The 20699-nt window shown below is 56.9% G+C and carries 19 protein-coding genes, 2 tRNA genes and 1 pseudogene; 1 reads left to right on the forward strand and 21 read right to left on the reverse strand.

Translation table 11 applies throughout. From position 1 onward, the window contains the following. Positions 1-90: 90 nt before the first annotated feature. From IEY11_RS05280 to IEY11_RS05310, 8 genes and pseudogenes are all read right to left on the reverse strand, one after another. Positions 91-1398: an extracellular solute-binding protein gene (locus IEY11_RS05280; protein WP_118761318.1), complete on the reverse strand. Its 1308-nt coding sequence runs from the start codon at positions 1396-1398 to the stop codon at positions 91-93. Beyond that, entirely contained in the window at positions 1395-2072 is a 678-nt protein-coding gene (locus IEY11_RS05285) for a response regulator transcription factor (RefSeq protein ID WP_118761317.1), read from the reverse strand. Before IEY11_RS05285 ends, IEY11_RS05280 begins: the two co-directional genes overlap by 4 nt. Beyond that, positions 2065-2334 carry a sensor histidine kinase gene (locus IEY11_RS14850; RefSeq protein WP_243183959.1) on the reverse strand — a complete coding sequence of 90 codons (270 nt, stop codon included), beginning with the start codon at positions 2332-2334 and terminating at the stop codon, positions 2065-2067. Before IEY11_RS14850 ends, IEY11_RS05285 begins: the two co-directional genes overlap by 8 nt. Further along, entirely contained in the window at positions 2232-3356 is a 1125-nt protein-coding gene (locus IEY11_RS14855) for a sensor histidine kinase (protein WP_243183960.1), read from the reverse strand. Before IEY11_RS14855 ends, IEY11_RS14850 begins: the two co-directional genes overlap by 103 nt. Before the next feature lie 10 nt (positions 3357-3366). Beyond that, a complete protein-coding gene (locus IEY11_RS05295) occupies positions 3367-4311 on the reverse strand; it encodes a sugar ABC transporter substrate-binding protein (protein WP_243183961.1) in 945 nt (314 codons plus the stop codon). A gap of 680 nt (positions 4312-4991) precedes the next feature. Continuing rightward, a pseudogene (locus tag IEY11_RS05300) lies at positions 4992-5669 on the reverse strand (DNA/RNA non-specific endonuclease); the annotation flags it as partial. Next, complete coding sequence (locus IEY11_RS05305) at positions 5657-6073, reverse strand: hypothetical protein (protein ID WP_188886006.1); 417 nt, start codon at positions 6071-6073, stop codon at positions 5657-5659. The gene IEY11_RS05305 and the pseudogene IEY11_RS05300, both read right to left, overlap by 13 nt. Before the next feature lie 12 nt (positions 6074-6085). Beyond that, positions 6086-7282, reverse strand: a complete 1197-nt coding sequence (locus IEY11_RS05310) for a polysaccharide deacetylase family protein (RefSeq protein WP_188886007.1) — start codon at positions 7280-7282, stop codon at positions 6086-6088. A gap of 146 nt (positions 7283-7428) precedes the next feature. Between IEY11_RS05310 and IEY11_RS05315 the strand changes: the two genes are divergently transcribed. Next, the gene (locus IEY11_RS05315; RefSeq protein ID WP_118729083.1) at positions 7429-8496 is read left to right on the forward strand and encodes a branched-chain amino acid aminotransferase; all 1068 of its coding nucleotides are present in this window, start codon (positions 7429-7431) and stop codon (positions 8494-8496) included. A gap of 100 nt (positions 8497-8596) precedes the next feature. Here IEY11_RS05315 and yfcE read toward each other — a convergent pair whose 3' ends face one another. From yfcE to IEY11_RS05380, 13 genes are all read right to left on the reverse strand, one after another. Beyond that, a complete protein-coding gene (gene yfcE / locus IEY11_RS05320) occupies positions 8597-9142 on the reverse strand; it encodes a phosphodiesterase (protein WP_118360721.1) in 546 nt (181 codons plus the stop codon). 8 nt (positions 9143-9150) lie between these two features. After that, a complete protein-coding gene (mnmA, locus tag IEY11_RS05325) occupies positions 9151-10260 on the reverse strand; it encodes a tRNA 2-thiouridine(34) synthase MnmA (RefSeq protein ID WP_117751264.1) in 1110 nt (369 codons plus the stop codon). 95 nt (positions 10261-10355) lie between these two features. Continuing rightward, a tRNA-Pro gene (locus tag IEY11_RS05330) sits at positions 10356-10432 on the reverse strand. Between the two features lie 27 nt (positions 10433-10459). Then, a tRNA-Pro gene (locus tag IEY11_RS05335) sits at positions 10460-10536 on the reverse strand. 239 nt (positions 10537-10775) lie between these two features. After that, complete coding sequence (locus IEY11_RS05340) at positions 10776-11603, reverse strand: purine-nucleoside phosphorylase (protein ID WP_188886008.1); 828 nt, start codon at positions 11601-11603, stop codon at positions 10776-10778. A 12-nt stretch (positions 11604-11615) separates the two neighbouring features. Next, positions 11616-12902: an amidohydrolase gene (locus IEY11_RS05345; RefSeq protein ID WP_188886009.1), complete on the reverse strand. Its 1287-nt coding sequence runs from the start codon at positions 12900-12902 to the stop codon at positions 11616-11618. Positions 12903-12920: 18 nt separating this feature from the next. Further along, complete coding sequence (locus tag IEY11_RS05350) at positions 12921-13412, reverse strand: GNAT family N-acetyltransferase (RefSeq protein WP_188886010.1); 492 nt, start codon at positions 13410-13412, stop codon at positions 12921-12923. A gap of 549 nt (positions 13413-13961) precedes the next feature. After that, a complete protein-coding gene (gene sigE / locus IEY11_RS05355; protein ID WP_188886011.1) occupies positions 13962-14666 on the reverse strand; it encodes an RNA polymerase sporulation sigma factor SigE in 705 nt (234 codons plus the stop codon). 14 nt (positions 14667-14680) lie between these two features. After that, positions 14681-15505: a sigma-E processing peptidase SpoIIGA gene (locus IEY11_RS05360; RefSeq protein WP_188886012.1), complete on the reverse strand. Its 825-nt coding sequence runs from the start codon at positions 15503-15505 to the stop codon at positions 14681-14683. 281 nt (positions 15506-15786) lie between these two features. After that, positions 15787-16791, reverse strand: a complete 1005-nt coding sequence (locus IEY11_RS05365; RefSeq protein WP_188886013.1) for a M42 family metallopeptidase — start codon at positions 16789-16791, stop codon at positions 15787-15789. Next, a complete protein-coding gene (locus IEY11_RS05370; protein WP_118761306.1) occupies positions 16788-17810 on the reverse strand; it encodes a M42 family metallopeptidase in 1023 nt (340 codons plus the stop codon). Before IEY11_RS05370 ends, IEY11_RS05365 begins: the two co-directional genes overlap by 4 nt. After that, the gene (locus IEY11_RS05375; RefSeq protein WP_188886014.1) at positions 17807-18844 is read right to left on the reverse strand and encodes a M42 family metallopeptidase; all 1038 of its coding nucleotides are present in this window, start codon (positions 18842-18844) and stop codon (positions 17807-17809) included. The genes IEY11_RS05370 and IEY11_RS05375 overlap by 4 nt, the downstream gene beginning before the upstream one ends. A gap of 117 nt (positions 18845-18961) precedes the next feature. Further along, positions 18962-20611, reverse strand: a complete 1650-nt coding sequence (locus tag IEY11_RS05380) for an S-layer homology domain-containing protein (protein ID WP_188886015.1) — start codon at positions 20609-20611, stop codon at positions 18962-18964. Between the last annotated feature and the right edge of the window lie 88 nt (positions 20612-20699).

Raw genomic sequence — 20699 nt, forward strand, 5'->3', positions numbered from 1 at the left:
AAATGTCATGCTGATTATCAAAATATGCAAATAAAATACGCTCTGTCTGTGCGTGTTGCACAAACAGAGCGCGTATCGCGTTCGATATCGTCAGTTTTTCTGTAAATATTCCTGCACTTCGTGCTGTACTCTTTGCAGCTGGAGTGACAAATTATGCTCATCCTCCATCGCGGTCTGTACCAGTCCTTCGGTCAACAGCAGCGCCTGATCGTAATTGCGGAACCGCGGTGCCGCCACCGCCTGCTCCATGACATCCGACAGCATTTCCACGCCGGACCGGCTTTCGCCTGGTGTGTCCTGCCGGAGAATTTGGCGGGTTTTTTCCGAGTCAGTCACGCTCCGCAACGCGGACACGCTGTGCGAATCCGTAAACAGCATGGACTGATTGTCCGCATTGGCGGTCAGCTCGCGCAGAAACTGCCACGCGAGCGTCGTATGTGCCGAGCGGCTGCTGATGCCGGCCAGCACGGTGCTCAGCTCCGAGCTGTTGCTGCCCGCCGGACCGTGCGGCATCGGAATGCAGTCCCACGAGAAATCCGAGTAGCGCTTGATGCGCCACGGATACGGCTGATATGTCCGGTAATCCGAGAACAGGAACGGCCGAAACGCCACCCTGCCCTCGTCAAAGTCCCGTGCAGAAGGCGCGGTCTCTGCGGTGAGCTTGTCCAGCCGCTGTGCAAACGCCACCGCCTGCACGGCTCTCGGCAGAGAGATCAGACAGCTGCTGCCGCCCTCAGTGAACAGCGATGTGCCGTTCGCGATCAGCGCATCCTGCCAGGTATATCCATAGCAGCCAAACTGATCGATTTCGCCGTCACTATCCGTGTCGTGCGTGACCTTGGCGCAGATGTTGTAAAAATCCTCCCACGTCCAGTCACCGGACGGCACAGCAATGCCTTCGCTTTCGAGCAGCGTCTTGTTGACGCACATCAGCGTCGGTACGCACTCATACGGCAGCGCATACTGCACGCCGTTCTCCGCGCCGCTCTGCAGCGCCGCCGGATAGAAATCCGTGTCGGACACCGCCTCGTCCTGCGCAAGATAGCCGTCCAGCGGCGCGAGTGCACCGAGTTCGCACAGCTCACCGAAATCCTCCGGCAGCACGAGGAACACATCCGGCTCACTGCCGAGCAGGTACTGGTCGATAAGCCACTCCGAGTAATCCCGTTTGAGGATGCCGCTTGTGTAGGTGACGTGCACATTCGGGTGCTCCCGCTCGAACCGCTCGATCGCCGCGTCGATGACGGCGTAGCAGTTGCCGTTTGGCGCATCCCAGTAGCTGCCCGCCATAAAGCCGAGTCGCAGTTCGACTGGACGTGTGCGGCTGTAAACGACCATCGTCAGGCACACCGCTGTCAGCACGATGATCGCTGTCAGACGCTTCGCCAGCCCCTTCATTGCGGACCTCCAAACGGACGGCCTGCTACGCCGGTCTGCACCGCCCAGATGGCAAGCTGCGTGCGGTCGCGCAGATCCAGCTTGCTGAGAATGCTGCTCAGATAGTTGCGCACCGTGCCTTCGGACAGGCAGAGCGCGGCCGCGATTTCCTTGTTAGACAGTCCGGCACCGACCTCACGGATGATGCGCCATTCGTTATCCTGCAAATCCTCAGTCTGCTTTTCGTCCACACCGATGGTGAGGTTGCCCTTGGCCATCCGCGCGAACATCTGCAAGGCTTTGCTTGCCACGTCCGGCGCGATAATGGAGCCGCCGCGCACGACTTCGCGCACCGCATTGGTCAAATCCGCAACAGACACACCCTTGAGCAGATATCCGGACGCGCCGAACCGCAGAGCGTTGAACACATACTCGTCATCGTCGAACGTGGTCAGCACAATCACCTTGATATTCGGATGCGCCGACTTGATCAGCCGCGTACACTCTACGCCGTCCACCTCGGGCATGCGGATGTCCATCAGCACAACATCCGGCTTTTCGCTGCGCACCAGTTCGATGGCCTCACGGCCGTTTTTCGCCATACCTACAATGGTAATATCGCTCTGTGCGTTCAAAACAAAGCCTAAACTTTCCCGAATCAGCTCCTGATCGTCTGCCAGCAGCACTTTAATCATATACATCACCCCATCTTAACGAAATTTCCGCGTGCAGCTCAAATCCGTTTTCACTCTTCACCTTTAACGTGCCATTTAACAGCTTAAGCCGCTCGCGCATGTGCCGCAGACCAAATCCCGGCTCAATTTTCGTGCAGCCGCAGCCGTTGTCCGTTACCGTTATGCCAAGCCGACGCTCCTCCGCTGCAATGCGCACACGCACCGCAGTTGCGTGTCCGTGCCGGATAGCATTCGTGATGCTCTCCTGCACGATGCGGTACACCGCGTCCTCCTCGTCCGGCGACAGCCGCAGATCCTCAGCCTGCAGGTCGAGCATAATCTCCGCCTGCGAAGTCGCCTGCATTTCGGGCACAGCTTCGCTATCGCATCTGTTAATTGCATGCGCTCCAGTGCATCCGGCCGCAGTGCCCGCACCGAACGGCGCACCTCATTCATGCCCTCACGAGCGGTAGCCGCAATGCGTTCCATCTGCTTTTTCGCCATCTCGGGCGAGATTTCCAGCATTTGCAGACATGCGTCTGCACCGGCGGTAATGCCGGTCAGTGCGTGGCCGAGCGTGTCGTGAATCTCGCGGGCAAGGCGGTTGCGCTCGCGCGTTTCGGCCATACGTTCACTCTCGGCGGCGTAAGCCTTGAGCTGCTCGTTCATAACCGAAAGCCGATCGTTCGCCTGTTCCAGTTCGCCGTTGAGACGGCGTATTGCCGAATTTTCCTCGGTCCTCTGCCCGATGAGCACCACCATGTACACCACGAACAGGATAAGGTGCAGTGCGCCCAGCAAATCCACCGTGCTCTGCAAAAGCTGCCGCGTGTGCATGTCAAAATACAGCAGATATTCCGAAAACGGAACCGTGTGCAGCGCTCCCTGCAGGGCACCCAAACCGGTCAGCAGGAACAGCGCCGTCATGACGCCGAGAAACCGGCGGCGCGTTCTGCCGTGCAGGCCGTCGATCAAATCCACAACCACATACAGCAGCAGGCCGTTGTAGTCCAGATGCAGCGCAAAAATCACGCACAGCGCGAATAACGGCTCGATCCAGCCGACGAAATGATAGCTGCGTCTGCGCAGTACACCAACCACAATGAGCGCCGCCATGCTGAGAATCGCTACGGTCAGCGTCCACGGCTTGGCCGGCAGCGCGCTTAAATTCTGCGTGAACGCCACACCGTCCGACTGCCGCGCCGCCAACACCGGCGTCATGCCGAACACCCATGCGAGGAATACGCACACGGTGATATTCAGCAGCAGCATAATCCGGCGGAAAAACTGCAAACTCTGTGCCATACCGTCCCCCCTACTGCCAGCCGTCCATGTCGTAGCTGTTTACGTTGTCCCTGGTCACCAGTGCTACCGGAACCGTGATTTCCTTTTCGTAGTCCTCGCCGTTTAAGATGGCGTAGACCGTCTGCGCGGTAATCTGCCCCAGCCGAATGGGTGACTGGGCCGCTGTCGCCGTCATAGCGCCCTCGCTGATCATGCTTTTCGCTTCGGGAGCACCATCCACGCCGTAAACCGCCGTATCCTGCAGCATGCCATGCTCCTGCAGAGCCGCCATCGCGCCGAGTGCACTCGGGTCGTTGAGGCACATCACTGCGTCCGGCACGATGCCCCGCTCGAGCAGCCGGTCCATCTGCGGCATGGCGACCTCAAGTTGACCGGCACTGTCCGCCCGACCGATGATCTGATAATCCGGATGCAACGCCAGCGTATCGCAGAAGCCCTGGATACGGTCTCGGCCGGACTTGGTAGATGCGTGCTCAAGCAGCACGACCTTCGCGGAATCACGCGTGTTCATCAGGTGCTCCGCGCAGAGCACACCCGCACCGTAGTTGTCGGACGCGATCGTGCACGCTACCAAATCCGGGTTGCCGACCTGCGAGTCGATAACCACGACCGGTACGCCCGCCTTCTGTGCCTCCTGCAGTGCCGGCTCGATCTCACGATAGTCCACCGGATTGAGCACCAGCAAGTCGATATTTTCGTGCAGCAGATCGCGTATCTCCTCGTTCTGCCGCTCCTGATCGAGCGCCGGATCACGCGTCAGCAGAATATCGCCGCGGCTTTCGATCACCAACCGCAGTTCCTCGTCAATGACGCTGTAAAACGGGTTGTTCATCGTCATGTACGTCGTGCCAATGCGGAGCGGCTCGTCCGCCTGCGATACGGCCTGATGCGTCACGGCGGCAAGTCCGGCCGCCAACAGCAGCGCCGCTGCCGCAAGGATTGGTCTTGTGCGCAACGGTATCCCGCCTTTCCCCTTAGTAGTTGATACCATTATAGCATAAATTTTTCCGGTGAAAAAGACGGATGTGACGGGTTTCTTGCGGCTTTGCTTCTCTATTGGTCAATCGCTTGATTTTCCCTGTCCATCTTGACAAATCCGTACTTTTACCGTACGATAAGCGCAGGAATCATCCTGAAAATCACATCCTTTCGTTTGATGAGATACACATCTCACAGGCGCAGGTATCCCGTTTGGAGAAGGGCGCACTGGAGCATATCCGCAAGCAAATTTAACAAATTGAGGATGGAGAATGAAAGAAACTGCCCGAAGGGCGGTTACAGCTTGTCGAAAAGTCAGATTTCTATTTTGTGCTTCGTGCGACAGCACGCATAAAATAGAATTTGCGCAGCAAATTCATAAAAACCGGGGGCGTGTACCTCGGTTTTTATACAAGGGAAGAAAAAATGTGTCCGGAGGACGCGGTTTTTCTTCAGCATTCGATCGAAAGCGTGGTTTCGATCGAGAGGCTGCTCGAAAAACGATAGTTTTTCGACAGCCTCAAACCGCCCGAAGGGCGGTTATTGAATAAACGCGCTTTGCGCGTTACCGAAATTCTCAATTTTCAATTCTCCATTCTCAATGAAAGAAAAAACAGCAAGTCCAACTGAACTTGCTGTTTTTCTTTACGCTGCCTGACTTTCGCCGGAGGCATAATCAATTTCCACGCCCGGCTGGACGTTATAGCAGTACACGTTAAAGCAAATGCCTTCGCCGTCATCCTCGACCGACCACGCCTCTATCTGCACGCCCGAGGCGACAAGATTGCTGCCCTCAAACACCGGCGTGACCCGATAGAGCACATGGTTGCCGGTTTCCTTCACATAGTCAGCGACCATATTCTCAAACGGCAGCATACCCTCGATATTGAGGTATCGCGTGCCGGTGATCAGGTTCTGCTTGTTGGCATTCTCGGCGGTAAGCTGCCAGCCGATCAGGTGACAGCGGTTATACAGATATTTGCCGTCCACGCAGTCATACTTGACGGTATGCCATCCGGTTGGCTTGACCTGACCGATCGAACCGCGTTTTTCTCCATCTGCGGGCATCAGCTCCTGTCCGACATTGGCGTATGCCGTGCCGCACCGTCCGAGATAATCCAAATCCGAATATTCCTCAAACGCTTCGGTCTCCTGCTTGTCTGCGTCGGTGAAGAATGGCTGGTTGCCGTCGATCTCGACATAAGCGGAACCCGAGTAGGCGGGCAGCTCGTCCATCGAAACCATACTGCTCGACGGCATGGGCAGTGCACAGCTGGAAAGCAGCAGGCTGAGCACGAATACAATCGGCGCAAACGCGCGGGTCAATTTTCGCATTTAACAAATACTTCCTCTGTTATTTTTTCATGCGAGGAACCGGCAAATTCGGTCTCGCTCTGCTTTGTCCATCCGGTTTCCGGCAGGGTGAAATACCGGTCGGCGGGATAGACACGATTCCAGTGATATAATATCACCTGCTGCACCCTGTTTAAGTATGGTGCAGGATTGTGCACCTCAGCGAAGCAGTAATCGTCCTCTTCCGCCCGCTCGAGGCAATCCTCGGCGATGCAAAGCCGTACTGCCGTATCCGCTCCGAACAGCTTTGCGGTGTACGGACTTATCCACAGCCTGTGTATACCGCAGTGCATAAGAATGTGCTCATTCAGCACACGGTCGCGGCTCTGGCGGCGATGGTTGAAGGCCAGGCCGCCTTTATCATCCACACATAAGATCAGCTTCATAGAGTCCTCCCTTCATCGGGTATCGGATGCACTGTTGACCGGCGTAACGCTGTATGTAATGCGTCCTGCCGAAATACCCTGCCGTCCGATATACGAGCACAGTGCTTCGGTCAGCCTCGGGGTTGCCTTGCTGTGGTGCAGCCGCACGACTACCACGCCGGACGTGGAGGCGAAATACTGTACGGTCTGCGTATACGCTTCCGCCGCATTTTTCTCGGCATCGCCGCTGTCCAGACCGGCATCCCACAGGCGGTAGCCTGCACCGATGAGCACGCTGCGCTGTGCTTCGGTGAGTGCGTCGCTGCCGCTCTGGTTGGCGGCTATGCGGGCTGCAACACCGGTCAGCAGTGTCAGGCGTTCGTTCGCAGCGGCAAGATCCGCCAGCATGTCGGCTCCGTCGGTTTTGCTGTCCGCCTGCAGCAGAAAGGCTGCCGTATGTCCCTCCGCTGCGATTCGGCGAACCAGATCATCGTCCCATTCGGAGGTATCCGTCGGCAGAAAAAACGCCGCCTGCCTGCCTGCGTCATGCAGATTGTCCAGAACAGCCGCCGTGTTTTCGTTCGGCGCGCCGTAATAGGCAAGATACACGCGGACCGGCTTCTTCGCTGGCTTTTCCTCTACCTTCGGTATTTCGATGGTATCGTTGTCCACCGGCTTTGCCGGTGCGGGATTGGTATTCGTATTATTGCTGCGGTCCGACCCGGAGGTACTGTCCTTGTAGCCGTCGATCGTGTTCTCAATCACCTTGGTATGCGCTGCAATAAACGCCGAATCGCTCTGTGCCGAACCGTCCGCGACACGCAGCACATTTTCCCCCTGCAGGGTCAGTGAAGAATAGGTAAAGCCGAACTTCGCACAGCACAACTTGACCGGCACATAAACCGTTCCGTTCATCTCATACGCGGGTGTGGAATAGCTGTTCAGATTCTGGTCGTACACATAGCCTTCCGCAGTCGAAAAGCTGAGCGTTTCGCCGTTTGCGGAAAGATCGAGCACGCCGTCATTCTCCGAGGCTGACACGCCAAGCGTGGTAAACACACTGTACGGCACATAGGTTTCGCCGCCGAGACGTGCAGGCATGGTGTTCTCGTCGAGCGGCAGGATGGAGTCGTTTATCGCTGTCAGCGTCACCGCATGCGCCGGTGCAGGCAGAAACGTCAGCAGCAGCGCGGCACACAGCACACAGCTGATGATTTTTTTGATACGCACTCACTCCTTTCAGCAATTCGTACGAACATATTATACCAAAGCGCAGCGGGTTTGTCACCCTTTCTGCCGAAAAACACCTTGCGTTGTGAGAATCGAGTGCTATAATAAAAGAGTACAAATTCTTATAAAGAAAGAGTGAATCAACCATGCTGCAGATCACAACACAGCGCACCACTACTCCTAAAGCAAAGCCGGACGAAAGCAGCCTCGGCTTTGGTGTTCATTATACCGATCACATGCTGATCATTGATCACGATGAGGAACAGGGCTGGCACGATGCCCGCATCGTACCGTATCAGCCGCTTGAGCTTGATCCGGCAGCGATGGTTTTCCATTACGCAATGGAGTCCTTTGAGGGTCTGAAGGCTTACCGCACCCCGGACGGCTCCATCCAGCTGTTCCGCCCGGACAAGAATGCACAGCGCATGATCAACACCAACCATCGTATGTGCCTGCCGAGCCTGCCGGTAGAGGATTTTGTTCAGGCTGTCAAGGCCATTGTTTCCTTCGATCAGGACTGGGTTCCGCACGCTGAGGGCACCAGCCTGTACATCCGTCCGTTTGTCATCGCTACCGAGCCGCATCTGGGCGTTCGCACCTCCCGCACCCACAAGTTCATCATCGTATGCTCTCCGGTCGGCGCTTACTACTCCACCGGCATCAATCCGGTTAAGATCTTCGTCGAGGATGAGTACACTCGTGCCTGCCCGGGCGGCACCGGCTTCACCAAGTGCGGCGGCAACTACGCTGCATCCCTGATCTCTCAGGTAAAGGCACACGAGCTGGGCTACGAGCAGACCCTGTGGCTGGACGGCGTTGAGCACAAGTACGTTGAGGAAGTCGGCTCCATGAACTGCTTCTTCAAGATCGACGGCACCGTTTACACCGCTCCGACTGTTGGCACCGTTCTGCCGGGCGTTACCCGTATGAGCTGCATCGAGCTGCTCAAGCACTGGGGCATTCCGGTATCCGAGGAGCGCCTGCCGATCGCTGACGTTATGAAGGCTTCCCACGACGGCAAGCTGGAAGAGGTATTCGGCACCGGTACTGCCGCTGTTATCTCTCCGGTTGGCGAGCTGCGCTACGAGGGCGATGTTGCTCACATCAACAACGGTGAGATCGGTGAAGTTACCCACAAGCTGTACAACACCCTGACCGGCATCCAGTGGGGCAAGCTGCCGGATGAGCTGGGCTGGACTGTGAAGGTAGACTAATTTCGATTAAAAGGCAAAGCCTTTTAGCGGACGCGGTTTGCAAGCAAACCGACATTCAATAAAAAAGAGGCTGACAGCTGTGAACTGTCAGCCTCTTTTTTTACAATGCAAGCGTGTGATATGGTTCGCCGCTCAGCGTTTTCCATGTAAAAACGCCGTTTTCGAGTGTCATATAGCCATGTGCGGTATCATTTTTCGGGATGGACACTGAACCCGGGTTCAGATACAGGTTTTCCCTGCCAAACGGCTCCCATGCCGGAATATGCGTATGTCCGTGCAGCAGCACATCGCCCTGACACAACGGAGGCGGTGTTTTCGTGTTGAATTGATGTCCGTGCGTGACATACACCAGCCGCTCCCCTGCCGGCAGGACGGCATAGTCCGCGAGGATCGGGAACGCGAGTACCATCTGGTCCACCTCGGTGTCGCAGTTGCCGCGCACACATAGGATTATATCCGCCATGCCGTTCAGCATGGCAATCACCTTCTTTGGCGCATAATCGCGCGGCAGATCGTTTCTCGGACCGTGGTAAAGAATATCGCCGAGCAGCAGCAGACGCGCAGCCTGCTCGCGCTCGAACGCCTGCAGCAGCTGTTCGCAGTAGTATGCCGAGCCGTGAATATCGGATGCAATGAGAAATTTCATGCCTAGCCTCACCTGCCCGCCTGCTTTGGCACATCCACGATGGTGCCGCCGCCTACAACTACATCGCCGTCATACAGCACCGCCGCCTGACCGATCGCTGCGGCTCTCTGCGGCTCGTCAAACACCAGCTTGACGCGGCCGTCCTCCATCGGAGAAACCGTCACCGGCTGCTCCGCATGGCGGTAGCGAATCTTCGCCTTGATGTGGATTGGCTCGGTCAGCTCCGGAATCGAAATCCAGTTCATATCATCTACGATCACAGTGTCCGAGAACAGCGCCGCCTCCGGTCCGACCGAAACCGTGTTCTTCTCCATATCCTTGCCGCAGACGTACACCGGCTCACCCATCGCAAGACCGAGGCCGCGTCTCTGACCGACGGTATAGCGGACAGCACCCTTGTGCTTTCCCACCGGCTTGCCGTCCAGATCGAGGAAATCGCCTGCCGGATAGTGCTTGCCCGTATACTGCTCCATGAACTTGACGTAATCGCCGTCCGGCACAAAGCAAATATCCTGGCTGTCGTGCTTGCGTGCGTTGCAGAAGCTGAGCTGCTCCGCCAGCTCGCGGATCTCCGGCTTGTTGCGGTCGCCCAGAGGAAATTTGGTGTGCGCCAGCTGCCGCTGTGTCATCGTGTACAGCACATAGCTCTGGTCCTTGCCCGCGTCCACGCCCTTTTTGAGCAGCCAGCGACCGGTCTGTTCATCCTGCTCAATGCGGGCATAGTGACCCGTGACAACGTAATACAGGCCGTGCTGCTCGGCAAAATCCAGCAGCTTGTCGAACTTCATAAAGCGGTTGCAGTCAATACAAGGATTAGGCGTGCCGCCTGCCTCATAGGTGCGGACAAATTTACCAATGATCTTCTCCTGAAAATCCAGTGTAAAATCCAGTACCTCATACGGAATATCCAGCTGAAATGCGACCTCACTTGCGTCCTCGATATCCTTTTCCGAACAGCAGGTGCGGAAATTACATGCGCCGAGATCCTCGTTGCGGTACAGCCGCATGGTCGTGCCCATGCAGCGGAAGTCCGCCTGCCGCATCAGGTAAGCCGCGATCGAGCTGTCTACGCCGCCGCTCATCGCAATGAGTGCGGTCTTCTGTTCTGCGTTCTGCATCAATGCCGTCCTCTCTTTCGATATATTAAGTGGTAAGTATAATTTTCATCAGATAGCAAAAAACTCCGAAAACCATGTGGTTTCCAGAGTTTTTGTGGTCGAGGTGACAGGATTTGAACCTGCGGCCTCTTCGTCCCGAACGAAGCGCTCTACCAAGCTGAGCCACACCTCGAAATATTGTTATTTGATTTGAAAAAAGTGGTCGAGGTGACAGGATTTGAACCTGCGGCCTCTTCGTCCCGAACGAAGCGCTCTACCAAGCTGAGCCACACCTCGAAATCAAGCTGCCAACGCTTTTCCGTGACAGCTTTATCAGTATATCGCAGAAATCGCTTTCTGTCAACACTTTTCTAAAAATATTCGTTAAATTTTTTGAGGTAATGCCGCATAATTGAACAAGAGCGATTTGCGGGTAAATTTTGCATGCTGATCAGGCGCGGTTTCTTGCAATACTGTCATATTGCAAGAAACCGCAACAACATCAGGACTCAAAATTTCCGCAAAACGCCGCAGCTTTAATTGTGCGGTATTATCTCAAGGAGTCTTGCTACCAGACGGCGCAGCTCTGCGCCGCGGCGCTCGGCAGTCTCGTTGACCTCAGCGCCCGAGAGCGGCTGCATAAGCACGCCCGCCGCCATATTGGTGATCATGGCAATACCGACGAGCGGCAGACCGCAGTGCGCGGCTGCAATGACCTCGAACACGGTGGACATGCCGACCGCATCCGCACCGAGCGTGCGGAACATGCGAATCTCCGCCGGTGTCTCAAACTGCGGGCCGTTTACGCCGCAGTATACACCCTGATGCAGCTTAAGACCGCAGTCCGCAGCGGCCTGCAGGGCTTTTTCACCGAGCTCATGGCTGTAGGCGAACGTCATATCCGGAAAACGGGTACCGAGTTCAGGATCGTTTTTGCCGGTCAGCGGACTTTTACCGGTCATGTTGATGTGGTCGGTGATCAACATAAAATCGCCCGCATGATAGCCGGTGTTGATGCCGCCGGAGGCATTCGTCACGACAAGCGCCTTCACGCCCAATGCCTTCATCACATAAACCGGATACGCCACCTCGTCCGGCGCGTAGCCCTCGTAGCCGTGCAGACGGCCCTGCATGCAGATAACACGGCGTCCGGCCAGCGTGCCGCATACCATGCGTCCTGCGTGGTCAGGCGCGGTGGATACCTTAAAGTGCGGAATCTCGCCGTAGGGCACATAGACCGGGTTCTCCACCTCATCCGCCAGCGGGCCGATGCCCGAGCCGAGCACCAGTGCGATTTCGGGCACAAACGGCAGCTTTTCTTTAAGATATGCTGCAGATTCCACTACATTTGCTTTTGTCAGCATAGGTCTCCCTCCTTACAGCCGGCGCAAGATAGCGTCCGTGCGCTTCTGCGTTTCCGCCTTTACCTTTTCAATGTCGATGGTCTTGAATTCACCATCGCGGTACAGCACCTCGCCGTCCACCATGGTCAGGCGAACGTCCGCGCCCTGAGCCGCATAGACCACGTTGCAGGCAGCATCGGTCATCGGCGTAAACTGCGGCGTATCGGTGTCGATGACGCACAGGTCAGCCTTATATCCAACCGCCAGCTTGCCGCAGTCCGTGCGTCCCTGCGAAAGCGCACCGGCGCGCGTTGCCGTGTGCAGCACCTGTGCAGGCGTCAGCAGCGTAGAATCGTGATAGAAACCCTTGTATACCACGCCGAACAGGTAAATATCCTGCAGAATATTCAGGTTGTTGTTGGAGGCTGCGCCGTCTGTGCCGAGCGCGATATTGATGCCCTTCTCCAGCATTTTCGGGATGTTCGCGTAGCCGGATGCCAGCTTGAGGTTGCTCGCCGGACAGCAGGCGACCGAAACATTGTGCTTCTTGAGGATATCGAAATCCTCGTCCTCCAGCCAGACGCAGTGCGCCGCCGTGGTCGGGGAATCGAAAATGCCGTGCGCCTCCATGTACGCCGCCGGCGTCAGGCCATGACGCTGCTTGCACTCCTCGTGCTCGGTCTGCGTCTCGGACAGGTGGATGTGGATACGCGCACCCGCGTCCTTCGCGTGAGCGGCTACCGCCTCGACCACCTTGGGTGTCGAGGTATACTCGCCGTGGATACACAGATCACCGATCAGATGGCCGTCCAGCTCGCCGTTCCACTCGTTCAGCAGGCGCAGATTGTCCTTGTAGGCGGCAAGGCTCTCGTAGTCGCTGTCGTCAAATACGGTCAGACCGCGGCTGAGGTTGCACTTGATGCCGCTCTCGCGAATCGCGGGCATCATGCCGTCGAAGAAGAAATACATATCCGAGAACGAAACCGTACCGCTCGCCAGCATTTCCGCAATGGAAAGCTGCGTGCCGTAGTACGCCGCTTCGTCATCGATCTTGTCCTCAAACGGAAATACCTTCTCGCCCAGCCAGCGCTGCAGCGGCAGATTCTCCGCGTAACCGCGCAGCAGCGTCATCGGCGCGTGGCTGTGGACGTTGTAGAAGCCGCTCATCAGCAGACGGTGTCTGCCGTCGTAGCGTTCGCCGTAGTCCTCCTGCGGCTCGGTGTCACCGATATAGGCGATCTTGCCGTCCTTCACGCCGACGTACTGCCCGCGTTTGAGCGCAAAATTCTCATCCAACAGATCAATGTTGCAAAAAAGCATGGTATTCTCCTTTTCTCTTTACAGAACATGGTAATGCGGGATAATATCCTCGTATTCGCCGTCCTTGTTCAAAAATCCGCCCGGAATCACACCAAGCTGTGTGAATCCCAGCCTTTTGTACAGCGCAAGCGCACCCGTGTTGCTCTTGACGACGGCGTTGAACTGCAGCACGCGGAATCCGCATGTTTTCCCCTGTTTCATGCAGTGTATAACGAGTTTTTCACCGATATGCTGTCCGCGCACGGTCTTTTTGACGGCGTAGCTGGCGTTGCAGATATGACCGCAGCGGCCCACATTGTTCGGGTGCAGAATATACAGACCGACCAGCTCGCCGGTTGCCGCGTCGTACGCTACGCCGGTATAGGTCTGCTCAGTGAAAAAGGCATGACCGGTCACCTCATCCAGTTTTTCCATCTGTGGAAAGGCTTTACCGTCCTCAACGACCTCGTTCCAAATTTCTGCTGCCTGTGCAGCATCACGCTGCTCGTACTTCCGAATTTCGATCTGCATGGTATCTCATCCCTTGGGTTTTCTTTTATTATAGCATAGTGCAGGAGAAAAGAAAACTGTTGCATCGGCTGCAAACCGAGGAAACGCGCTGACGCCGCGCGGGCGCATGTGCGCCCATTTCTCTACCTCTATGCAACGTCAGATACCTTACCGCTACACATGCGGGTTACTCTCCGCAAGCGCGGCATGCATGACAGTGTCGCGCAACTCGTTGGCCCGGAGAATATTCTGCACAGCATTTGTGAATTATCTGCGACTTGTCGAACGATATCCCATTGCGTTCTCTCCCCTCTCAACTTTTCACTCCTCGCTCTTTCTTAAGGCAACACCGCACAATTAAAGCGGCGGCTCCTTGCGCAGGCTCCGGTCGCGCTGCCGCGGTGCTTTGCGGAAATTTTGTGTCCTGACTTTGGCTTCGGTTCCTTGCGCGAGTTCCGTCCGCGCTGCCGAAGTTTCACGGTAATACATCAAGTATTACCGCAAAACTGTGCCTCGTCAGTACGCAAAATTTACTCGCAAATCACTCTTGCTCAATTATGCGGTATTGCCTTAAAACGCCAAATACTTCAAAATATCTTTTCGCATTCGCGCGATAATCCGCTTTTCCAGCCTTGAAATGTAGCTTTGCGAGATACCCAGCAAATCCGCGACCTCCTTCTGCGTCAGCGCCTTCGGCGTGCCGATGCCGAACCGCAGCGAGATGATCTGCCGCTCTCTCGGCGGCAGATGACCCAGTGCACGATGCAGCAGCATTTTGTCCACATCGTCCTCGAGCGGCCGCATGACGCTGTCCGGCTCGGTGCCGAGAATATCACTCAGCAGCAGCTCGTTGCCATCCCAGTCCGAGGACAGCGGCTCGTCGATGGAAACCTCGCTCCGCCGTCCGGCAATCTTGCGCAGATGCATGAGGATCTCGTTTTCGATACACCGCGATGCATATGTCGCCAGCTTGACGTTTTTGTCGCTCCGGTAGGTGCTCACCGCCTTGATGAGTCCGATTGTTCCAATAGAAATTAAATCTTCTGTTCCCACACCGCTCGACTCAAACTTGCGCGCCAGGAACACCACCAGCCGCAGATTGTGCTCGATAAGACAGTTGCGCGCCGCAACATCGCCCCCGCTGTTCGCCTCCACGGCAGCGGCCTCCTCCTCCGGAGACAACGGCGGCGGCAGAACATCGCTGCCGCCGATATAATGTACACCTTGCGCTCGAAACCGCCGTAAAATCCTCTTTAACCACTGCAGAAGCTTCATTTTTGCTCTCCCTTTCACACCCCGATAAGTCCCTCGTATGCGCCCTGTCCGATGGAGACCGCACTGACTGCACACACACAGTCGAGTGCCGTGCCGTCCGCTCTCAGCACGCTGTCCGGCCGGAAATACAGCAGCAGACCGCCATCCGTGCCGACCGCGTGAAACGGCAGCAGACCGCAGCGTGCAGCCAGATTTTCCGGCAGAGCCGCCAGCTGCGCGGACGCACTGCCGAACGGCAGTTTCGTGTCCAGCAGACACTCGGCGGCCTTGCGCTCGAGCACCACGACCGGCTTTCCGGAAACCGGTTCGAGCAGGTCGTTGCCCGTGTCGTGCAGCACGCGCACGGCGGTCTGCCGATTGCCGAACCGGATGGTCAGCGTTTCTGTTTCGCGGTGCAGCGCGCCGTGCTTCGCGTCTCCGCGCAGGAGTATCCCGCTTGCCGCATAGCCGACAGTTGCCGCCAGCACGAGCACCTGTATCGGCACCGCAAAGTAGTACCCGCACGAGAGCAGCAGCCTCCTGCCGCTTGCGGCACTCAGTGCCGCCGCCAGTCCGGCGAACGAGGCTGCGACTACCCCGTACAGCGCACACAGCCGCGCAAGGTGCCGCTCTCTGCCGAAAGCGACCATGCACAGACCCAGTCCTGCAAGCAGGCGCAGCGGCGCGAGTGTCAGCACCGGCCAGACCGCACCCAGCACGGCATAGCCGCCGCCGAGTGCTGCTGAGAAAATCAGCCGCATTTTCCGCACCTGTACGCCGCCTAAGCGAGCCGCCGCAAGCAGCGTTGCGCCATCCATCAGCGCGTTGACGGCAAACAGCACATCCAGATAGACGACCATACCTCACCTCCCGAACAAGATTCAGTATAGCACGGACAACGTGCACGTTTTGCCGAATAAAGAGCGTAAAATGCCCGAAGCCGCTCTACCACAAAGTAGAACAGCTTCAGGCAAAGAGTAGTATGTAAGTACGATGTGGTCGAAATGAGAAAGGGTATAAAAAACAGCAAGAGTCCTGCACCTTTTATCGGTATCAGCCCCCTTGCTGTGTCTTTATCATACTGCAAAATCGGCAGCTTGTCACCTGTCGTTTTTTGCAAAATTCCCAGTAACTCTATCGGTTATTTTTGGAGTGCATACTGTGTCAGCAGCTTTGCCGCGTCCTCGACATCGGAAACCGCACACAGCTCGCTCGGAGAATGGATATAGCGAGTCGGGATGGAGACCGCGCCTGCCTGCACGCCTGCGCGCGCCTTCTGCAGCGCTGACGTATCCGTGCCGCCGCACAGCAGGATTTCGCGCTGCGCGGATACACCGCAGTCTTTCGCCGCCTGCTCGAGCGCATCTACAACCGCCGGTGTGCAGATAACCGAGCGGTCCATCACCTTGACTGCCGGTCCCTTGCCCAGCTCGACCACCATCGCGGACTTCATCTCCGGCAGGTCGCCGGTGTCGGTCACGTCCACTGCGATAGCCGCATCCGGCTCAACTGCGAACGCTGCCGCGCCTGCGCCGCGCAGGCCAACCTCCTCCTGTGCCGTAAACACGAAGTACAGGTCGTTCTCGATTTCCTTGTCCGCCAACTGCTCCATCATCAGCAGGAGCGTCACACAGCCGATGCGGTTGTCCAGATACGGACCGCACAGCACGCCGTTCTGCTCGAACCGCGGTGCCTCGTACACAGCGAAATCACCGATCTGCACCAGCTTGCGCGCTTCCTCGGCGTTCTTTGCGCCGATGTCGATGAACAGATTATCCAGCGTCAAATCCTTAAGCGGCGTCTTTTCCTCGTAGGAGATCACGCCGCGCGTGCCGTTGGCAAACTTCACCTGAATATTCAGCAGGTCACCGACATACAGGCCGCCGATCTGCGAAAAACGGATGAAACCCTTGTCCTCAATATAGGTGGCAACCACGCCGATGGAGTCCATATGCGCGGCAAACAGCAGCTTTTTGCCATTCTTTGCGCCTTTTTTACGGCAGATAAGATTGCCGAGCGCATCTGTCGTTACATCGTCGATATACGCGCCTGCAATTCCCGCGATGGTCTCGCGCACCGCATCCTCACGGCCGGAAGGGCCGAATGCACCCGCGACCGTGTTCCATAAATCAAAAATCTTGCTCATTCGTCGTTCCCTCCGAGTTCTTCCAGAAATGCGCGTGCGGCAGCGAGCACCGCTTCGCAGTCGGCTACTGCCGCCACCGAGGACGGCGAGTGAATATAGCGTACCGGAGCCGCAGCCGCGCACACGCGCACGCCTGCACGGCTCTTGTGGATGCGGCCTGCGTCCGTGCCGCCGGCTACGCGCGTTTTCGTCTGCCAGCGGATGCCGCGCTTGTCGCAGGCATTGCGCATAAGTTCAAACAGCTCCGCATCGTAGATAGTCGCGCCATCCATGAACGGCAGAACAACACCGCCGCGTACGCGGCAAACGGCTTTGCCGCCTTCCACCTCTGCGAGATCAGCAGCTGTCGTACCCTCGAGCACCATTGCAAATCCCGGATCGAGCGCATACGCCATGCTTGCCGCACCGCGCAGACCGACTTCCTCCTGCACAGTAAAGCAGAACCAGGTGTCGATCGGCGGCTCGTCCTCGATGAGCTTGAGGAGCGCAGCACAGCCGACACGGTCGTCAATCGCCTTGGCCTTGATAAGACCGTCGCCGAACTCGACAACCGCCGAGTCAAACACGCCGTAATCGCCAAGCGAAACCTTGTCCTCAGCGGCAGCTTTGCTCGCTGCACCGATGTCGATATACAAATCCTTGGTCTTTGGCATGGTGCGGCGTTCTGCGGCAGTTGTCAGATGAACCGCCTTGATGCCGATCACGCCCTGCACATCACCGAAGCGAACCGGTCGGCCGATGACAACACGCGGGTCCACGCCGCCGACAAAGCCGAACTTGAGCATGCCGTCGTCCGTAATCTGCTTGATGATAACGCCGACCTCGTCCATGTGCGCGCACACAACGACCGGACGCTCGAGCGCCTTTTTGCCCTTTCGGAACACCATAATGTTGCCGATGGCATCGGTTTTAATTTCATCCGCAAACGGTTTCACCTTCTCGAGCACAAACTCGCGCACCGCATCCTCACAGCCGGACGGCCCTGGCAGTGCGCACAGCTGCTTCATCAGTTCGATCATGCACCCACCTCCCCGTCAAATCCGCGCAGAAATTCCGCCATCAGGTCAGCAACCGCCTGCACATCAGACAGCTTCACAACCTCGACCGGCGTATGCATGTATTTTTCCGGAATGGACAGCAGACCCATTGCGATACCGCGGCCGACGATCTGCATCGTCCACGCATTCGTGCCGGTGTTGCCCTCCATGATTTCAAGCGTATAGTCGATGTCGTTCGCCTTGGCGGTCTTGATGAGCGCCTTGGTAAAGCCGCGATGCAGGTTCGGTCCCATGCCGACTGCCACGCCGCTGCCGAGGTCGAACACACCGTCCGACGGACCGTCCGGCGTTCTGCCGTGGGTCACGTCCACCGCGATGGCGTACTCCGGCTGAACCGTAAACGCGCCGGTCTGCGCACCCAGCTCGGTGACCTCCTCCTGCGTGCTGATGAGCACCGCGACATTGCACTTCAGCTTGTCCTTTGCCGCGTGCAGCTTCTCCATCGCCAGCAGGATGGCGGCAACGCCCGCTCGGTCGTCAAGGCACTTGCTGCAAAGCTGACCGCCCGCCAGCTTGATCGGCTGCTGCGCGAACACGATGGGCGTACCCACGCGAATGCGGCTTTTGGCATCAAGCAGACCGGTGTCAATCGCCATCTGGTCGATGGGTACGGCCTTGTTCTGCTCACCTGCTTTGAGCAGGTGCGGCGGCATGCAGGATACCACGCCGTACAGCGGCTCGTCCGCGAGAATGGTCACCTCACCGCCAAGCAGCATGCGCGGGTCCACACCGCCGACCGGCGCGAACCGCAGAAAGCCGCCGTCCAGTACCTCGGTGACAAGAAAGCCGATCTGGTCGAGATGCGCGTCCAGCAGGACGGTTTTCGCGCCCTCTTTACCGCAGGACAGGCTGCCGATCACGTTGCCGTTCTTATCCACATCCACGGTGTCGCAGTACGGGCGGAACAGCTCCGCGACGGTGTGTGCCGCCTGCATCTCAAAGCCGCTGACCGCCGGCAGTGCACACAGCGTTCGCAGCGTTTGTTCTAACTGCAAGGAAATTCCTCCTTTTTTCGTCGTTTATCGTACAGGTTCTATTATAACCGTTTCATTGCTCGGTTACAAGGTACAGCAAATGAAAAAGGCACCGAGTCGGTGCCTTTTTCGTGTTTATCAGATTTCCTCACCGGTCGGGAGGTACAGCTTATCCATTACGCGGACACAGCCGTTTTCAAAGGTGATTTCCTGCGTCATTGCACCATCGTTCTTGATGGTGCCGAGCGTCGTGCCGAAGCGGTCAAAGCAGGTAATAGTGTGCTCATCCGTGCGGAGCGCATACACGCCTGCACCGTCGGTCGGCAGTGTGCCCGGACGGCCGTTCGGGCACTTTACGCGGAACAGAACCTTGTTCGTGCCGTCCGCATCACAGCGGATGTACTCGTATTCGGTATTGCTGATCCAGCGGCTGTAAATATTCTGACCGACCTCATTGAACGCATTCTGATAGGTCTTTGTCAGCTTTTTGCCCTTGAAGTTGTAGAGTGCGTAATAACCGGTCGATTCTGCGGCGATGTAGGTATCGCTGTACTGACTTACATCCAGCGCATGAGAGCTGGATGCAATGCGCTTGCCGCCTGCGATAATCGTGTACGAGGAACCGTCCCGATTTACAACAACAAAGCGGTCACCCTTGCCATCACCAGCAAGCAGAATTTCAACAGCCATCTTGCTGTGGTCAAACGCAAAATTCATGCTCCACAGGGTCTTGCCGGTGGTGTCAATTGCGGCAATGGTCTTGCTGTCCACGCGGACAACTGCTTTGCCGTCCTTGAAATCGGTCAACGCGTCATACGTCTGCGTGCTGCTTGTGCCATCGGCATAGATAATGCGGTCCTTTCCATAAACCTCACCGCCATTCTCCGGAGACGGACGCAGCCAGCCTGCCTGCTCGCCATCCGTGCCGATAACAGCGTAGTTTTCCAGTGTTTCGCCGGTCTTCATGTTGTGTACATCATGCTGATAGTCCACGGTTTTCCGCAGCGTGACCCACTCACCGAACAACTCAATATCGTAAAATTCACCCTTGGTGTCCTTGTAATCTGTCAGCAGGCGATTGCCTTTTGCATCTTCCAGATAGACCTGCGAAACACCCGGACCGACAACCGCACGATTGATATAATATTTGCTGTCTGTGCTGCTCGTGCTGTCGTCCTTGACAGCATACTTGGTATCATACAGGCGCAGCATGGTCGCGATGGACTGCTCGTGCGTATAGCTGTTATTCGGTGCAAAACGATTGCCGCTGACGCCGTTCATTACGCCCTGATTGTAGACCCAGTACACATCATTCCGTGCCCACGCCTGAATGTCCGCGCCGTCCGCAAAAACGTGCGGCATACGGTCCTTGACGTTGTCCTTGGCATTCTTGCGCAGATTGCCCAGACGGTGCAGCATGCTTGCCGCCTGCTGACGGGTCAGCTGCTGCTGCGGTGCAAACTTTCCGCCGCCAACACCGTTTACCACGCCCAGAGAGGCACAAAGCAGCACATCCTCGTCCTTGGTATCCGAGAAGGAGACCACAGCCTTATCAACGGATTTTACGTTGCCGCTCTTTTCCCAGGTGCGATAAACCGCTGCCGCCAGTGCGCAGAAATCCGCTCGGGTGATGCTCTGCGTGTACGCCTGATCAACCTGCTCCGGCACAATGCCCGCGTTCCGCGCGGTATCCACCGCCGACTTCGCCCAACTGCTCGACGCTTCCGCTGCCGCAGCTGCCGTTACAAGCATAGCCGCAGATAAAATCGCTGCAATCGTTCGTTTCATAGAAAATCCTCCTTTTAATTCAGCGGTCAATGATGTATTTTCTTTGTTCCCGGTATCGCGCGCTGTTTTCTGATCGCTGCATTGTATT

It is taken from the genome of Butyricicoccus faecihominis (genome assembly GCF_014648015.1).
Classification (GTDB): Bacteria; Bacillota; Clostridia; order Oscillospirales; family Butyricicoccaceae; genus Agathobaculum; species Agathobaculum butyriciproducens.